Origin of the sequence: Sporosarcina sp. ACRSL, assembly GCF_022346605.1 — a bacterium.
Lineage (GTDB): Bacteria > Bacillota > Bacilli > Bacillales_A > Planococcaceae > Sporosarcina.
The window spans coordinates 330965-347849 of the sequence record NZ_JAKRNT010000002.1 but is presented as its reverse complement, the minus strand read 5'-3'; the positions used below and the strand labels follow the sequence as shown (position 1 = coordinate 347849).

Below are 16885 nucleotides of genomic sequence, written 5' to 3'. Positions count from 1 at the left end.
ATATTAGAAATAAAATAAGATTTTGATATTCTAAAAAAACAGTATTGTCAGGAGTAATTCTGTGTAGTATATTTGGTTCAATAACTTTAAATGAAATCTGAAAATTAGTTATTTATCAATGTGTCAGTTAGTAAGGGGGAAGTTCTGTTGAAAAAACCGATCTTAGAGATAAAAGATCTTCGTACGTCATTCAGTATAAAAGGTGACTACTATGCTGCGGTAGATGGAGTTTCCTTGACCGTCCACGAAAATGAAGTTGTTGCAATCGTTGGTGAATCAGGTTGTGGTAAAAGTGCATTGGCCCTTTCCGTAATGCGCCTGCATGACCATAAGAACACGAAGATTGAAGGACAAGTGAATTTTGGTGGGCAAAATCTGCTGACGCTAACGCGCTCGCGTATGGATAAAGTGAGGGGGAAGGACATCGGAATGATTTTCCAAGACCCGATGACTGCGTTGAATCCGCTCGCGACAATCGGACGGCAGATTGAGGAGCCGATGGATTACCATATGAAGTTGTCCGCAAGCGACAAGAAAAAACGTACATTGGAACTTCTTCGAAGGGTAGGTATTAAGAACGAACAACGCGTCTATGAGCAATATCCTCATGAATTATCGGGTGGGATGAGACAACGTGTCGTCATCGCCATCGCACTCGCTTGCGACCCGGTTCTTCTTCTAGCGGATGAGCCTACGACAGCTTTGGACGTTACGATTCAAGCGCAAATCATGGATCTGATGAAAGAGTTGCAAAACCAGATGAAAACTGGGATTATCCTGATCACGCATGACCTAGGTGTTGTCGCTGAAATGGCAGACCGCGTAGTCGTCATGTACGCAGGAGAAGTCGTTGAAATCGCGGATGTCAAAGAGTTGTTTGAAAATCCTTTGCATCCATATACGAGATCTTTGTTGAACTCGATCCCTTCAAATATTGAAGCAAAAGAGAAGTTGCATGTCATTGATGGAATCGTTCCATCCATTCAGAACCTCGACCGTAAAGGATGCCGTTTCGCACCGCGGATCGAATGGATCCCTGAACAGGACCATGAGGAGATACCGGAAATGCATGAAGCCAAACCGAACCATTTTGTTAGATGCTCATGCTATAAAACGTTCTACTTTCCGGAGGACAGAGTAGGAGAGAGAGAATATGTCGCTACTGAAAGTAAATGATTTAAAGGTTCACTATCCAATCCGAGGCGGTTTTTTTCGAAGAGTCGTAGACCATGTAAGAGCCGTCGACGGCATCAGTTTTGAATTGCAACCTGGTGAAACATACGGACTCGTAGGTGAATCGGGATGCGGCAAAACAACATCCGGCCGTGCAATTATCGGATTAAATAAAGTGACAAGCGGGGAGTTGCTGTTCGAAGGAAAGGATCTTTCCAGTATGGGCAGGGTGGAAAGAAGGAAATATACAAGGGATATTCAGATGATTTTCCAAGATCCCTATTCTTCATTGAACGTACGGAAAAACGTCTTGAATATTATTGCAGAACCGCTTCGCAATTTTGAAAGGCTTTCACCGAAAGAAGAATTGCTGAGAGTGCAAGAGTTGGTTGCACGAGTCGGGTTAAGTCCTGAGTCCATTTACAAATACCCTCACCAATTTTCGGGTGGGCAGCGCCAGCGGATCGGAATCGCGCGTGCGCTCACATTGAATCCGAAGTTGATCATTGCGGATGAGCCTGTATCGGCACTTGACGTATCCGTTCAAGCGCAAGTTCTGAATTTCATGCAGGAAATCCAAGACGAGTTTAATTTGACGTATCTATTTATCTCGCATGACCTTGGTATTATCCAACATATGTGCGACCGAATAGGCATTATGTACCGTGGCCGTTTTGTAGAGGAAGGGACGGCAGATGAAATATACAGTAATCCGCAGCATGTCTATACAAAACGTTTGATTGCCGCAATTCCAGAGATGAATCCTGAAAAACGGTTTGAGAAAATGCATCTCCGCCAAGCGATTAATCAGGAATACCAAACCGACTATAATAACTACTTTGATAAAGATGGGCGGATGTTCGATTTGAAAAAAATATCGGATACACATTCCGTTGCCATGCAATAAAGGGGGATGATGTAAATGTTTAAATTTATTTTACGTAGATCATTGATCATGATTCCGCAGCTCATCCTCCTTAGTCTCATTATCTTCATGCTTGCAAAAGCGATGCCGGGTGATGCGGTGACGGGGGCGTTCCAAGGGAATCCGGACGCAACGCCTGAACAAATAGAGAAAATCCGTGAGAAATTCGGATTGAACGACCCATGGTACGTGCAATATGGACGATGGATCGGAAAAGCGGTGCAGGGCGACTTCGGTATGTCGTATATGCATCAGCAGCCAGTTACGAATCTATTAGGAGGACGTGTTGAAAACACTGTACTTCTATCATTATTTACACTTGTTGTCACTTACTTAATTGCGATACCGCTCGGCATTGTCGCAGGACGATGGACGGATACATGGGCGGATAAAATGATAGTTACGTATAACTACTTCGCATTCGCGACGCCGTTATTCGTTTTCGCCTTATTGATGCTTTATGTGTTTGCCTTCGTATTGGGCTGGTTCCCATCGGGGGGAAGCGTCGATATCCGAACTGAAGTGGGTACATGGGATTATGTTGTTGACAAGGCGAAGCATTTATTCTTGCCGGTCATGTCTTCAGCGCTCCTTGCAACATACGGTACGGTTCAATATTTACGAAATGATATTATCGACCAAAAAATCAATGATTACGTAAAAACGGCCCGCGCTAAAGGTGTGCCGGAAGGTAAAGTATATACACGTCATATTTTGCGAAACTCGCTTTTGCCGATTGCGGCATTCCTCGGGTACGAAATTACCGGGTTGATCTCCGGTTCTGTCTTTATTGAATGGATATACAGCTATCCTGGACTCGGACAACTTTTCATCCAATCAATTAATTTACGTGATTTCACCGTCGTTACGGCACTCGTCATGATTTCTGGTGCTGCCGTTATTATCGGAACAATGCTGTCGGATATTATCCTAAGCATCGTTGATCCACGTATACGTATTGAGTGATGGAAATGAAGGAAGAGGAGGGATACTAAGTGACACATCAAATAATTGACGAAAAGAAACTGATTGCACAAGAAAAACTGAATAATCCGTCGCTTATGCGCACGATTTGGCGTGAAATAAAGAACGATAAGATGGCACTAGGGTCGTTGATTTTGTTCACGATCATCGTTCTAACAGCTTATTTATCACCATTGTTTATTGACCAAACTGCATTGACACGAGTGAACTTCCTTAATGTCTGGAAGCCACCATCTTTGGATAATTGGCTTGGTACGGATGACGGAGGACGAGACGTGTTTGGTCAACTGATGATCGGAACACGGAACTCTTTAACAATCGGAGTTTGTGTAACTGTACTTTCAGGGTTGTTCGGCTTGACATACGGTTTGATATCAGGCTATTACGGCGGCACTGTGGACAATGTCCTCATGCGTATCCTTGAATTCCTGATGGTATTGCCATCACTTATGTTCATCATCGTTTTCGTAGTAATTGTTCCAAACTATAATGTTGTAACATTCATCTTAATCATGAGTGCGTTCGCCTGGTTCGGTAAAGCAAGGCTCATCCGGTCAAAGGCAATTTCTGAAAGGGAGCGAGATTATATCAATGCTTCCAAGACGTTAGGAACACCGGGTTGGAAGATTATGTTCTTTGAAATGTTCCCTAACTTGAGTTCTCTCGTCATCGTTAATATGACACTTACGCTTGCAAATAATATCGGATTGGAGACAGGGCTTTCCTTCTTAGGATTCGGTCTGCCCGCTGGTACTCCTTCGCTTGGGACACTGATTTCTTTCGCGACAAATCCCGATATAGTCAAGAATAAGTGGTGGGCATGGTTACCTGCAGCATTACTAATTCTAGTAATGATGCTGTGTATAAATTACATCGGGCAAGCGGTTAAACGCGCGTCTGATGCAAGGCAAAGATTAGCCTAAAAAATAAGGGGAGGTAATACAATGGCAAAGAAGCAATTTATGCTACTTGCGAGTCTGTTGCTTGTTCTCAGCGTATTTTTAGCTGCATGTTCAGGTAAAGACAAAGAAGAGTCCGGTGGAACAAAATCTACTGACTCAGGGACAAAAACAGAAACAAAAACAGAAACAAAAACGGAAGAAGAGGAAGCTGAAGATCCAAACGCTGGTCTTGACTTCCCGTTCGAAGTATCAAACACAGCTGAGCCTATCGAAGACGGAGAAATGACAATCGCTATGGTTACAGACACTCCGTTTGAAGGTACTCTTGCACCTGTATTCTATTCAGGTACATTTGACTGGCAAGTAATCAACAAGTTCCATGAAAGCCTGTTCGCAACTGACGGTGACTACTTGATCACACAAGACGGTGCGGCAACATGGGAAGTTTCTGATGATAACAAAACAATCCATATTACAATCAGAGACAATGTTAAATGGCATGACGGAGAGCCTGTCAAAGCAAGTGACCTTCTTTACTCGTACCAACTTCTTGGTCACCCTGACTACACAGGAACTCGTTACACGTACATGATTTCAAACGTTGAAGGTATGCCTGCATACCATAACGGTGAAACAACAGAAATCTCAGGTATTAAAATTTCTGACGACGATAAAACAATCTCAATTACGTACACAGAAGCGACTCCATCGCTTATGTCTGGTATTTGGGGCCATGCAACACCTAGACACCACGTCGGCGATATCATGACTGGTGAAGTAACTATGGAAGAACTAGTTGCTTCCGACAAAATTCGTGTGAACCCAATCGGTTTTGGTCCTTACAAAGTTTCAAAAATCGTACCGGGTGAATCTGTCCTTTACGAGCGCAATGATGACTACTGGAGAGGTAAGCCTGCTCTTAAATCAATGGTTATGAAAGTAGTAAGCTCCGCTTCTATCCTTGAAGTTCTTAAAAAAGGTGAAGTGGATATGGCTTCAATCCCTGTAGATCAATACCTAAACGCTAAAGAAATCGATAATATCGAGCTTCTTGCAGACGTTGACACTGCATACACATATATCGGCTTCAAACTTGGTAAATGGGATGCAGAGAAGAAAGAAAACGTAACAGATCCAAATGCAAAACTTGCTGATAAGCGTGTACGTCAAGCTATGTGGTATGCAATGGATAACGAAACAATCGGTAAAGAACTTTACCACGGTCTTCGTTTCCCTGCGACTACTTTGATCATTCCTGTATTTGCTAGCTTCCACGATGCTAGCATTGAAACACCTTCTTACGATCCAGAAAAAGCGAAAGCACTTCTTGACGAAGCTGGTTATAAAGATGTTAACGGAGATGGCTTCCGTGAAGATCCAGAAGGCAACGAGTTCGTATTGAACTTCGCTTCTATGTCTGGTGGAGAAACTGCTGAGCCAATCGCACAGTTCTACATGCAAAACTGGGCTGATGTAGGTATTAAAGTACAACTTCTTGACGGACGTCTACATGAGTTCAACTCCTTCTACGACATGGTAGAAGCTGACGATCCGAAAATTGACATCTACCAAGGTGCTTGGGGAACTGGTACTGACCCAGATCCATCCGGTCTATACGGAAGAACAGCTGCGTTCAACTACACTCGTTACACAAGCGAGAAAAACGACGAGCTTCTTGCAGCTGGTACATCTGAAAAAGCATTTGATGCGGACTACCGTAAAGATATCTACAAGCAATGGCAAGAGCTTATGGTCGATGAAGTTCCGGTTGCACCAACTGTATACCGTTACTACCTAATGGGTATTAACAAACGTGTTGTTAACTACTCTATCGAACCAGGCTCTGAAAACGCTAGAGTTTGGAAATGGGGAGTATCTGAATAATATTTGATTATTGAGCAGTCTCAGTAATCTATGAACCGCCATCCGGGAAACTGGGTGGCGGTTTTTATTTTTGAAACCATATTGTAATATTCTCAAATATTTGATAGGATTGAACTTACCAATTAGTCGATTAGTCTATTTATTTAGATAGATTTAGGGATGGGGGAAATAGAATTGAAGATTTATGTATCCGTTGATATGGAGGGAATTACGGGGCTACCCGATTATACGTTTGTTGACTCGGCCAGACATAATTATGAGCGGGCGCGACGTATAATGACAATGGAAGCGAATGCGATTATCCGCGCGGCCATCGGACAAGGAGCGGAACAAGTTCTTGTGAACGACAGCCATTCTAAAATGAACAATCTGCTTGTGGAAGAGCTTGATCCTGCAGCAGATTTAATTACAGGTGATTTGAAAGCGTTTTCCATGGTGCAGGCGCTTGACGAATCATTTGACGGAGCAATTTTCGCAGGTTATCACGCAAGGGCTGGACAGCCGGGCGTCATGAGCCATTCAATGACATTTGGCGTTCGAAATATGCATATTAACGATGTGGAAATTGGCGAGCTTGGACTGAATGCTTATGTAGCCGGCTATTACGGAGTGCCTGTCATTATGGTCGCTGGGGACGATCGTGCATGTCAGGAAGCGCAAAGCTTAATTCCGGGAGTTGTGACAGCTGCAGTGAAACAATCGATTTCACGTTCCGCCGTCAAGACGCTGCATCCGACGAAGGCACATGCATTATTAGAAGAGAAGACTGAAGAAGCGATTGCAAAGCGTTCAACGATTCAGCCACTTGTACCACCAGCGAATCCAACTTTGCGCATCGAATTCACAAACTATGGCCAGGCGGAATGGGCCGCACTCATGCCGGGTTGTGAAATTGAGCCAGGCACGACGATTGTGAAATTCGAAGCAAAAGATATTCTGGAGGCGTACCGCGCAATGCTTGTAATGGTTGAATTGGCAATGCAAACAAAGTTCTGCTAAGGGGGAATGACGCATGGCGATTTACATAGCAAAGAGATTCTTCATGATGATTGCGACAATCCTCATCATAGCGACACTGACGTTTTTCTTAATGCATGCAATACCAGGATCTCCGTTCGATGAAGAACGGACATCAAATCCGACAATCCAGGCGAATCTTGAGAAGTTTTATAAGCTGGACCAGCCTACACATGTGCAATATTTACAATACTTGAAGTCTATTGCGACATTCGATTTCGGTCCGTCCATTAAGAAACCGAATGAATCGGTGAATACATTGCTTGCGCGAGGATTCCCGATTTCATTTGAACTAGGCATGGTCACCATCCTCGTCGCAGTCATATCGGGAATTACATTAGGAACATTTGCGGCTCTCCGACATAATGGCATCATCGATTATGCAGCGATGGCCTTCGCGGTCGTCGGGATATCGGTTCCAAACTTCGTACTTGCGACGGTGTTAATCCAACAATTTGCCGTCAATTGGAATCTCCTGCCACCAGCTACGTGGAGTAGTCCGCTCCATATGGTATTACCGACATTGGCACTCGCAACTGGACCAACTGCAATCATAGCGCGTCTTACAAGATCGAGCATGCTGGAAGTGTTGACGCAGGATTATATGAAGATGGCAAGGGCAAAAGGATTATCTCCGGTCCGCATCGTGGTCCGACATGCTCTGCGAAACGCGCTCATGCCGATCGTGACGATTATGGGGACGATGCTCGCTGGCATTTTAACTGGAACGTTCGTCATTGAAAAGATTTTTGCGATACCGGGCATGGGGAAATATTTCGTTGAGAGCATTAACAACCGTGATTATCCGGTCATTATGGGCTCGACCGTATTCTATAGCGCGTTCCTCGTATTCATGTTGTTTTTAGTAGATATCGTCTATGGATTCCTGGATCCGCGTATTAAACTTCACCGAAAGGAAGGTGAAGCATAATGGTAAGTCATCAGCAAAACGTGCAAGTCCCGGATGAATGGTTCAAACCGAAAGGGAAGGATGCAGAAAAAGCGGAGTCGGTCGTGCGTCCATCGCTTTCCTATTGGAAAGATGCGTGGCGTCGATTACGGAAGAACAAAATGGCGATGGGTGGATTAGTGTTTTTAATCATCTTGACGCTGTTCGCTATCTTCGCACCGATTTTATCTCCGCATAATGTTGAAACGACACAATATGCTAACCAGAATTTACCGCCGTCCTCGACGCATTGGTTCGGAACGGACGATAAAGGATGGGACGTCTTTACGAGAACCTGGTACGGCGCCCGTGTTTCGCTCTTCGTTGGAGTTGCAGCCGCATTGATCGACTTCTTCATCGGCATCATCTATGGCGGAATCAGCGGCTATAAGGGTGGCAAAACCGATTCAATTATGATGCGTATCATTGAAGTGCTTTACGGCCTTCCGCATCTCCTCGTCGTAATACTTTTAATGGTCATTATGGGAGCGAGTCTGACGACGATTATCATCGCCTTAACAATTACCGGATGGGTCGGCATGGCCAGGATTGTCAGGGGCCAAGTACTGCAAATTAAAAACTATGAATTTGTGACGGCGTCGAAATCATTTGGAGCAAGAACACCAAGGATCATACGGAAAAACCTGCTGCCGAATACAATGGGCCCGATTATCGTTCAAATGACGTTGACTGTACCGAGTGCCATATTTGCAGAAGCGTTCTTGAGCTTTTTAGGACTTGGAATTTCAGCACCCTTCGCAAGCTGGGGGGTCATGGCGAACGATGCGTTACCGGTCATCCTGTCCGGACATTGGTGGAGATTATTCTTCCCGGCGTTCTTCATATCTATGACGATGTTTGCATTTAACGTCCTCGGAGACGGTATGCAAGATGCACTTGATCCGAAACTGAGGGGGTGAATGGATTGGATGAGAGAAAATATGCACCAATTGATGAAAGCGTAGGCGGTACAGCTGTTGCACCAGAACCAAGACAATCACGCAAACGTAAGAAAGTGTTTTCGGACGTTATGCTCTCCGTCCAAGATCTGCATGTGTCATTTAAGACGTTCGGAGGTGAAGTTCAAGCACTTCGCGGTGTTTCATTCAATCTATATAAAGGAGAGACGCTTGCGATTGTAGGAGAGTCGGGCTGTGGAAAAAGTGTTACTGCGAATACGATTATGGGTTTGATTCCTAAGCCTGCAGGCCGCATTAAAAATGGAAGTGTCTATTTCAAAGGAAAAGATTTGACGAAACTCGATAAATCCGAAATGCGGAAAGTGCAAGGGGTCGATATTTCGATGATCTTCCAAGATCCGATGACCGCCTTGAATCCGACACTCAAAATCGGGGAGCAGTTGACGGAAGGATTGCGGACTCACCAAAAAGTGAGCAAAGCAGAAGCGCGCAAAAAAGCAATTGACCTTCTGGAATTGGTCGGCATCCCGAATCCCGAGGAAAGGATGAGGCAATATCCCCATCAGTTTTCCGGCGGAATGCGGCAACGGATCGTTATTGCAATTGCTTTAATTTGCGAACCTGAGTTGCTCATCGCTGACGAGCCGACAACTGCATTGGATGTGACAATTCAAGCTCAAATTCTAGAGCTGTTCGAAGAAATCCAGGAGAGGACAGGCGTTTCAATTATTCTCATTACGCACGACTTGGGGGTCGTCGCGAAAATCGCTGATCGAATTGCAGTCATGTATGCAGGGAAAGTCATTGAAATTGGCGAGAAGCGAGAAGTGTTTTATACACCGCAACACCCTTATACGAAAGGGTTGCTCGCGTCCGTCCCACGTCTTGACTTGAAGGAGGAAGAGCTTCAGCCAATCGATGGGACGCCGCCTGACTTATTCGCTCCGCCGATCGGATGTCCGTTTACGGCCAGATGCCCATTCGCAATGGAAGTATGCGACCGCGTCTACCCGGCAACGACCAGTTTATCCGAAACGCATGCCGTAGATTGTTGGCTGCAAGATGAACGGGCGAAAAAGTTGTTCGGTGACATATAGGCTTTCTGCACGAAAGTGCTTTCATTTTCATATATAAACAAAAGGGGGCTATTGAAATGAAAAAGTGGATAACATTTTTAATGGTGGCAATGCTTGCGCTTGTTCTTGCGGCGTGTACCGCGAACAAAGATGCGGGCAAGGAACCGGAAAAGCCGGCTGGCACTAAGACAACGGAGACAGGTAAAAAAGAGGAAAGCAAAACTGAAGAGACGGCTGCTGTGGAAAAGGTCCTTCTTATGAACAACGGGGAAGAGCCGACGTCATTCGATCCATCCATCGGATTTAACGCAGTTTCTTGGAGCGCGCTCAACAATATTATGGAAGGCTTGACTCGCCTAGATCAAGACCATAGAGCGGTCGAGGCAACAGCTGAAAAAATCGAAGTCTCTGAAGACGGCTTGACGTACACATTTACAATTCGCGAAAACGCGAAATGGTCGAATGGGGATCCAGTAACGGCAGGCGATTTCGTATTCGCTTGGAAACATATGTTGAACCCGGAAACGGCTTCACCTGCAGCATTCCTTGCGTATTTCATCGAAGGGGCTGAAGCGTACAACAATGGAGAAGGTTCAGCGGATGATATCGCTATCGAAGCAAAGGATGAAAAAACTTTCGTCGTCAAATTGACTTCTCCGAATGAAGCATTCTTGAACATCATTACAAACCCAAGCTTCTTCCCAATCAATGAAAAGGTTGCTTCTGCAGATCCGACTTGGCATACGGAAGCAGCAACATTCGTTGGAAACGGTCCATTCAAATTGAGTAAATGGGATCATGATGTAAGCTTTGAATTCGAAAAGAACGAACACTACTGGGATGCAGACGCAGTCAAGTTGGATAAAGTCCACTGGGCAATGGTGAGCGATACAACGACTGCCTACCAAATGTATCAATCGAATGAACTTGACGTAACAGGTGTGCCATCTGAACTTGCAGATCAATTGAAAGATAGTCCTGAATTGCGCGTTGATGACCAAGCGGGCTTGTATTTCTACCGTTTCAACGTATCAATGGAGCCATTTACGAACAAAAAGATCCGCCAAGCATTCGCATTTGCAGTTGACCAAGAAGAAATCGTCAACTTTGTAACGAAAAACGGCGAGAAACCAGCACATGGATTCGTCACATACGGATTCATCGGACCGGACGGCAAGGAGTTCCGTGATTCCGTCGGTGATCTCGTTTCGTATAATCCAGAAAAAGCAAAACAGCTATTGGAAGAAGGAATGAAAGAGGAAGGCTGGACAGAGCTTCCGAAAGTAACGCTTACCTATAATACGAGCGATTCACATCAGAACATCGCGATTGCACTTCAGTCCAAGTTTAAAGAAGTGCTTGGCGTTGACGCAGAGCTTCAAAACGTGGAAAGTGCGGTTTTCCTTTCCGAGCAAAAAGAATTCAAATATCAAATGTCCCGTTCATCTTTCTTGCATGACTATGCAGACCCTGTAAACGCGCTGGAAAGCTTCATTACCGGCTCTTCCATGAACCGTACAACTTGGTCGAATGCGGAATATGACAAACTCATCGCGGACATTAAAAATGAAACAGATGAAAACAAACGTTGGGAATTGCTAAAACAGGCAGATACACTGCTCATGGATGAAATGCCTGTCTTCCCACTATACTTCTACAACTCGACATCACTTGAAAAACCGGGCGTATCCGGCATCTTGCGTCACCCTGTCGGCTACGTTGACTTGAAATACGCAGATAAGAACTAATGCACAGTCGCGGTGTCCGTCATGGCGCCGCGACTTTGTGATTTATTCGCGGGTATGTAAGTTTATGCGTGACTCTAGCAATTTATGCGTCGTTCTGCGGGTTTATGCGCGATTCCAGAGATTTATGCGCCATTTTGCGAAGTTATGCGTGAATCCAGTAATTTATGCGTTTCTCGAAGAGGTTTTCTATGATTCTTATGATTTTTGATTGAAAGAGGTGCTGAAGATTGAGAATACGACCGAGACGGCTGCAACCGGGGGATACGATTGGCATTGTCGCGCCGTCGAGCCCACCCGTTCAGGAGAATCTTGAACGATCACTCGCTTTTCTTGAACAGCTTGGACTGAAATGGAAGTTAGGACGACATGTATATAACGTCCATGGCTATTTAGCGGGAATGGACGATGAACGGCTTGAAGATTTGGAAGGCATGTTCGCCGACCCTTCCATCAGTGGCATCATCTGCGCGAGAGGCGGGTACGGATCCGCCCGCTATACCGATCGATTGGATTTGCAATTAATTCGGGATAACCCGAAAGTGTTCTGGGGATACAGCGATATCACATTTCTCCATACAGCAATCGGACAGTATTCAAATCTCGTCACCTTTCACGGTCCGATGCTCGAGTCATGCGTTGCGAAAGATACGTTCCATGAACTGTCCGCAGCAATGTTCAGGCAGCTGTTCGAACCGATGGAACTTCATTATACGGACGACATTTCGTCGTTGAACGCCCTTGCTGGAGGTAGTGCGCAAGGCGAAATAGTCGGCGGCAATCTATCGTTGCTTGCAGACACAATCGGCACTAAATTCGAGATTGATACGAAGGGCAAGCTACTCCTGATTGAAGATATCGGGGAGGAACCGTACCGGGTCGATTCGATGCTAAACCAGTTGCGTATGGCAGGTAAATTAACAGATGCAGCTGGCATCGTCATCGGAGATTTCTCGGATGCCGAGCCGAAGAAGGAACGGAGGACCTTGTCATTGGATGAGGTGTTCCATCATTATTTGGGCGATTTAGGAAAGCCGGTCGTGGAGGGCTTCAAGATTGGCCACTGCGAGCCGCATTTCGCGATTCCGCTAGGCGTGGAAGGAAGGCTTGACGCCGACCAAAAGACATTGACGATATTACCGGGGGTGGAATGAATGCGTATCCGTTCAATTGAAACTATTCCAGTTGCCGTTCCGCTGACGAAGCCCTTTAAAACTGCGCTGCGAACAGTGACGACAGCATATGCAGTCTATGTGAAAGTGACGAGTGACGACGGACGAACGGGTTGGGGGGAAGCACCTCCGACCCACGTCATCACCGGCGATTCACTCGGAAGCATTACATATGCAATCGAAGAGGTGATTGCTCCGCAGTTAATAGGAGCTGATGTAAGGAATCGCGAGGAAGTGTTCCGCCTGATTAAACGGTCAATCGTCCGCAATACGAGTGCAAAAGCCGCCGTCGACATGGCAATCTATGATCTGATCGGTCAATTTGCCGGTTTGCCGCTCTATCAGCTGCTCGGCGGATTCAGAAACGAAATTGAAACAGACTTTACGGTCAGTGTCAATGACGCGGCTGAAATGGCAGACGATGCGGAACGTTATATTGCAGAAGGCTTCAACGTGTTGAAAGTAAAAGTTGGCATTGGAGACATCAGTGACGATATCGGAAGAATTCGCGCAATCCGAGAAAGAGTCGGGACAGGTCCAAAAATTCGGCTCGATGCGAATCAAGGATGGAGACCGAAAGAAGCTGTCTTTGCGATTGGCAAAATGGAGGATGCAGGTCTCGACATTGAATTGATTGAACAACCTGTAGCCGCGGATGATATCGATGGCCTTGCATATGTGACGAATCATACGTTAACGCCGATCATGGCAGATGAAAGCGTGTTTTCCGCGAAAGACGCTCTCCGCGTTTTGGAGACGCGGGCAGCCGATTTGATAAATATTAAGCTGATGAAATCGGGCGGCATCCATGAAGCGCTGAAGATCAATGCTTTGGCTGAAACGTACGGCGTTGAATGCATGGTCGGCAGCATGATTGAAACAAAGCTCGGTATTACCGCTGCAGCCCATCTGGCGGCGAGTCAGCCGAACATTACGAGATTCGATTTCGATGCGCCGCTTATGCTTGCTGAGGATATTGTTGCTGGCGGTATCGTTTACGATGGCAGAACGATCCGGATGCCGGGCGAACCAGGGCTCGGGTTGGACGCAGCAGGAATGGAACTAATCGGGAAGGGGGCAGGAGAATGACAGAGATGACAGTGAATATGTATGTTTGTGCGGTGCCGGTCGCGACGGTCTGGACTTCGCCCGAATCTGCGCGAGAGTTGGATGCGGACGGTGTTTCCAATCCGCTTCATCTGAATAAATGGCTCGAGAAGCTCGCTTACGAGGAGCGGATCGACCTTTGCAATTCGAATCGTGTGCAGACGCAACTTCTGTATGGAGAGCCGGTCATCGTCGATGAAATTGTTGGTGATTGGGCGAAAGTGATTGCTGTATGGCAGCCGTCGAAGAAGGACGACCGGGGCTATCCGGGATGGGTGCCGGTTGGACAGTTGAAAAAAGCGTCCCCGCTTGAAGAGGCTGGAGGATTCGTCAGAGTTGCGGTAGCAAAATCGCAATTATGGAATCTCGACGGGTCCCCGCTTATGATCGTGCCGTTCAATACGATTTTGCCATTGACCGATGAAAGTGAATCCTACTTTCAAGTGGAAACACCGGACGGAGCAGCATTGGTGCTGAAAACGGACATCGTACGGGCACCTTCCGTCCATCAATTTAAAAAGCGGAACGCTGCTGCCGCAGTCGATGAAGGACTAGCTTATTTGGATCTGCCGTATTTCTGGGGCGGTATGTCATCGTACGGTTTTGATTGCTCAGGCTTCACCTACAATATGTTGAAAGCTTGCGGGCATTTTATCCCGCGGGATGCAGGCGACCAGGCGAAAAGCGGCGAAGAAGTACCGATCGATAAGCCGGAACGGTGGGAAAAAGGTGATTTGCTGTTCTTTGCAAATGACGAAGGGAAAGGCAATGTCCGGCATGTCGGATTTTATTATGGAAATGGGTTGCTTCTGCATTCTCCTTCGACCGGACAATCGGTTGAATTACTGAAGCTTGCGGGTTCAAAACTGGAGCGGGAATTATGCGCGGTGCGCCGCTATGGCAACGAAGAAGGGGGAAACTGAATGGCGCGAGATGTGATTTTATCGGTGAAAGATTTGAAACGGCATTTTGACGTCGGCAAAGGGGCGAAGCTGAAGGCAGTCGATGGCATCAGCTTCGATATTTTCAGAGGGGAGACGTTCGGGCTTGTCGGCGAATCAGGCTGTGGCAAGTCGACTGCGGGTCGGACGATTTTAGGCTTGTACAATAAGACGGACGGCGAGGTGCTATACGAAGGGCAAAGCGTCCATGACATGACCGACAACGAGCGGCAGCGCTTTCTGAAAAAGATGCAGATGATTTTCCAGGATCCGTACGCTTCGTTGAATCCTCGTTCCACTGTATATGAAATTATTGCCGAGCCAATGCAAATTCACGGAATGTACAAGACGCAAGCAGAAATGCGGGCGCGTGTGAATGAATTGCTCGAGGACGTCGGGTTAAACCGAGATCACGCGAACCGGTATCCGCATGAGTTTTCCGGCGGTCAACGGCAACGTATTGGAATTGCCCGATCATTGGCGCTCGATCCGGATTTCATCATCGCGGATGAGCCGATTTCCGCCCTCGATGTATCCGTTCAGGCACAAGTCGTCAAGTTGCTCCAGCGTTTGCAGCGGGAAAAGGGATTGACGTATTTGTTCATTGCTCACGATTTATCGATGGTCAAATATATTTCAAACCGGATCGGCGTCATGTATTTAGGGCATATGGTGGAGCTTACGACGAGCGCGCAGCTTTACGACAAGCCACTTCATCCTTACACAGAAGCACTCCTGTCAGCGATCCCGATTCCAGATCCGGATATCGAGGAATCGCGGGAACGGATTCTTTTGCAAGGGGAACTCCCAAGCCCAATTAATCCGCCATCCGGCTGCGTTTTCCGCACACGCTGTCCGTATGCAATGTCAGTTTGCGGGGAGCTGAAGCCGAAATGGCTTGAAAAAGAAGAAGGGCATTTCGTCGCCTGCCACTTGCATGATGAAGAAGTCATGCAGCGGTCGGATGCGGTGAAAGTGCCGGTAGCATCGTCCTGATTACATCAGGGCGATTTTTTTATTAGTTAAATGCATGAAGTAACATGAACGTGTGCAACAAAAGTCCCGAAATGATCAAAACTACGTTAAATTGCGCCATAACTGACCAAAACTCGCGCAAAACTCAATCAAACTCGCGCATATCTCTCACGAACTCGCGCATATCCTCCTCAATCTCGCGCAAAACTCCAGACAAACCCGACACAGTTTACGGTGAGATGTCTTAATAAGACTTGCTCTAGACACAATCTCCAAATTTTCTCCAGTTTTCGTTAAGGTTGCCAAGTAAATTAGCTTGTCTTATAATAGGGTAGTTGAAATTCCCCATCTCCCTCTAATGACCTGCATCGCGCCAGGTCCCAATCAATCGGACGACTATTGTCCATAATGCACGCTCGTGCACAACACAAGAAATCGAAAAAACTGAATACGACTACCAGACGCGGCAGCAAACCGACCGTAGTTATTTAAAATGTCCAAAAATACTAATTTGGGGGTGTTCTTTGCGTTGGCTAATTATAATTCCCTGATATTTACTGTTTTCTGTTATAGTTGCCAATAAAAATAGCTTATCTTATACTAGAGTCGTTGTAATCCCTCAATTCCCTCAAATACGGCCTGCATCACGCCAGGTCCCAATCATTCGGGCGTCTGCCCATAATAGCATGCTCATGCAACACACTAATGTTTCGAAACAATTGAATAGGAAGTAAAGGCAATACCAAATACTGTCTTTAGATATCTAAAATGTCTGATTAAAAAATCGGGGGTGTTTTTTGTTGAAGCTATCACCAGTTGAACAGGAAAAATTGATGTTACACATGGCAGGAGAGCTTGCGTTAAAGCGAAAGGCTCGTGGGGTGAAGTTGAATTACCCTGAAGCGGTTGCGCTTATTTGTCATTATATTATGGAAGGTGCGCGGGATGGAAAGTCTGTCGGGCAATTGATGAGTGAGGGGAAGCAACTACTTACAGTGGATGATGTAATGGAAGGCGTCGGCGATATGGTAAAAGACGTGCAGATTGAGTGCACATTTCCGGATGGGACGAAACTAGTTACGGTGCATCACCCAATTCAATAACAGAGGGGGTTT

15 protein-coding genes are annotated in these 16885 nt (G+C 46.1%); all 15 read left to right on the top strand.

All coding sequences use genetic code 11. The features are described 5' to 3' along the window. Window positions 1-144 precede the first annotated feature (144 nt). The 15 genes from MHZ92_RS05010 to ureA all read left to right on the top strand — a co-directional run bounded on the left by MHZ92_RS05010 (window position 145) and on the right by ureA (window position 16873). Window positions 145-1176 (top strand): ABC transporter ATP-binding protein, encoded by a 1032-nt coding sequence (locus MHZ92_RS05010; protein ID WP_239430514.1) that lies wholly within the window; start codon window positions 145-147, stop codon window positions 1174-1176. Further along, window positions 1154-2080 carry an ABC transporter ATP-binding protein gene (locus MHZ92_RS05005; RefSeq protein ID WP_239430455.1) on the top strand — a complete coding sequence of 309 codons (927 nt, stop codon included), beginning with the start codon at window positions 1154-1156 and terminating at the stop codon, window positions 2078-2080. The genes MHZ92_RS05010 and MHZ92_RS05005 overlap by 23 nt, the downstream gene beginning before the upstream one ends. A gap of 15 nt (window positions 2081-2095) precedes the next feature. Then, on the top strand, window positions 2096-3064 hold the full coding sequence (gene opp4B / locus MHZ92_RS05000; RefSeq protein ID WP_239430454.1) for an oligopeptide ABC transporter permease: 969 nt from the start codon (window positions 2096-2098) through the stop codon (window positions 3062-3064). Between the two features lie 95 nt (window positions 3065-3159). Beyond that, window positions 3160-4005 (top strand): ABC transporter permease, encoded by an 846-nt coding sequence (locus MHZ92_RS04995; RefSeq protein ID WP_239430513.1) that lies wholly within the window; start codon window positions 3160-3162, stop codon window positions 4003-4005. 21 nt (window positions 4006-4026) lie between these two features. Further along, window positions 4027-5868, top strand: a complete 1842-nt coding sequence (gene opp4A / locus MHZ92_RS04990; RefSeq protein ID WP_239430453.1) for an oligopeptide ABC transporter substrate-binding protein — start codon at window positions 4027-4029, stop codon at window positions 5866-5868. 174 nt (window positions 5869-6042) lie between these two features. Next, window positions 6043-6867: a M55 family metallopeptidase gene (locus tag MHZ92_RS04985; RefSeq protein ID WP_239430452.1), complete on the top strand. Its 825-nt coding sequence runs from the start codon at window positions 6043-6045 to the stop codon at window positions 6865-6867. A 13-nt stretch (window positions 6868-6880) separates the two neighbouring features. After that, entirely contained in the window at window positions 6881-7816 is a 936-nt protein-coding gene (locus tag MHZ92_RS04980; RefSeq protein WP_239430451.1) for an ABC transporter permease, read from the top strand. Then, entirely contained in the window at window positions 7816-8754 is a 939-nt protein-coding gene (locus MHZ92_RS04975) for an ABC transporter permease (protein WP_239430450.1), read from the top strand. The genes MHZ92_RS04980 and MHZ92_RS04975 overlap by 1 nt, the downstream gene beginning before the upstream one ends. 110 nt (window positions 8755-8864) lie before the next feature. Further along, entirely contained in the window at window positions 8865-9851 is a 987-nt protein-coding gene (locus tag MHZ92_RS04970) for an ABC transporter ATP-binding protein (protein WP_239430512.1), read from the top strand. Between the two features lie 56 nt (window positions 9852-9907). Continuing rightward, complete coding sequence (locus MHZ92_RS04965) at window positions 9908-11578, top strand: peptide ABC transporter substrate-binding protein (protein ID WP_239430449.1); 1671 nt, start codon at window positions 9908-9910, stop codon at window positions 11576-11578. A gap of 227 nt (window positions 11579-11805) precedes the next feature. Next, complete coding sequence (locus MHZ92_RS04960) at window positions 11806-12729, top strand: S66 peptidase family protein (protein ID WP_239430448.1); 924 nt, start codon at window positions 11806-11808, stop codon at window positions 12727-12729. After that, window positions 12730-13836 carry a mandelate racemase/muconate lactonizing enzyme family protein gene (locus MHZ92_RS04955; RefSeq protein WP_239430447.1) on the top strand — a complete coding sequence of 369 codons (1107 nt, stop codon included), beginning with the start codon at window positions 12730-12732 and terminating at the stop codon, window positions 13834-13836. After that, complete coding sequence (locus MHZ92_RS04950; RefSeq protein WP_239430446.1) at window positions 13833-14777, top strand: C40 family peptidase; 945 nt, start codon at window positions 13833-13835, stop codon at window positions 14775-14777. The genes MHZ92_RS04955 and MHZ92_RS04950 overlap by 4 nt, the downstream gene beginning before the upstream one ends. Next, entirely contained in the window at window positions 14778-15791 is a 1014-nt protein-coding gene (locus MHZ92_RS04945; RefSeq protein WP_239430445.1) for an ABC transporter ATP-binding protein, read from the top strand. It begins immediately after the preceding gene. A gap of 779 nt (window positions 15792-16570) precedes the next feature. After that, window positions 16571-16873 (top strand): urease subunit gamma, encoded by a 303-nt coding sequence (gene ureA, locus MHZ92_RS04940; RefSeq protein ID WP_239430511.1) that lies wholly within the window; start codon window positions 16571-16573, stop codon window positions 16871-16873. Window positions 16874-16885: the final 12 nt, after the last annotated feature.

Excerpts from the sequence above, each read along its gene's own strand:
- MHZ92_RS04970 (WP_239430512.1), top strand. The coding sequence starts at position 8,865 with ATGCTCTCCGTCCAAGATCTGCATGTGTCATTTAAGACGTTCGGAGGT.
- MHZ92_RS04995 (WP_239430513.1), top strand. The coding sequence starts at position 3,160 with ATGCGCACGATTTGGCGTGAAATAAAGAACGATAAGATGGCACTAGGG.
- opp4B (WP_239430454.1), top strand. The coding sequence starts at position 2,096 with ATGTTTAAATTTATTTTACGTAGATCATTGATCATGATTCCGCAGCTC.
- MHZ92_RS04965 (WP_239430449.1), top strand. The coding sequence starts at position 9,908 with ATGAAAAAGTGGATAACATTTTTAATGGTGGCAATGCTTGCGCTTGTT.
- MHZ92_RS04950 (WP_239430446.1), top strand. The coding sequence starts at position 13,833 with ATGACAGAGATGACAGTGAATATGTATGTTTGTGCGGTGCCGGTCGCG.
- MHZ92_RS04975 (WP_239430450.1), top strand. The coding sequence starts at position 7,816 with ATGGTAAGTCATCAGCAAAACGTGCAAGTCCCGGATGAATGGTTCAAA.
- opp4A (WP_239430453.1), top strand. The coding sequence starts at position 4,027 with ATGGCAAAGAAGCAATTTATGCTACTTGCGAGTCTGTTGCTTGTTCTC.
- MHZ92_RS04955 (WP_239430447.1), top strand. The coding sequence starts at position 12,730 with ATGCGTATCCGTTCAATTGAAACTATTCCAGTTGCCGTTCCGCTGACG.
- MHZ92_RS05005 (WP_239430455.1), top strand. The coding sequence starts at position 1,154 with ATGTCGCTACTGAAAGTAAATGATTTAAAGGTTCACTATCCAATCCGA.
- MHZ92_RS04945 (WP_239430445.1), top strand. The coding sequence starts at position 14,778 with ATGGCGCGAGATGTGATTTTATCGGTGAAAGATTTGAAACGGCATTTT.
- MHZ92_RS04980 (WP_239430451.1), top strand. The coding sequence starts at position 6,881 with ATGGCGATTTACATAGCAAAGAGATTCTTCATGATGATTGCGACAATC.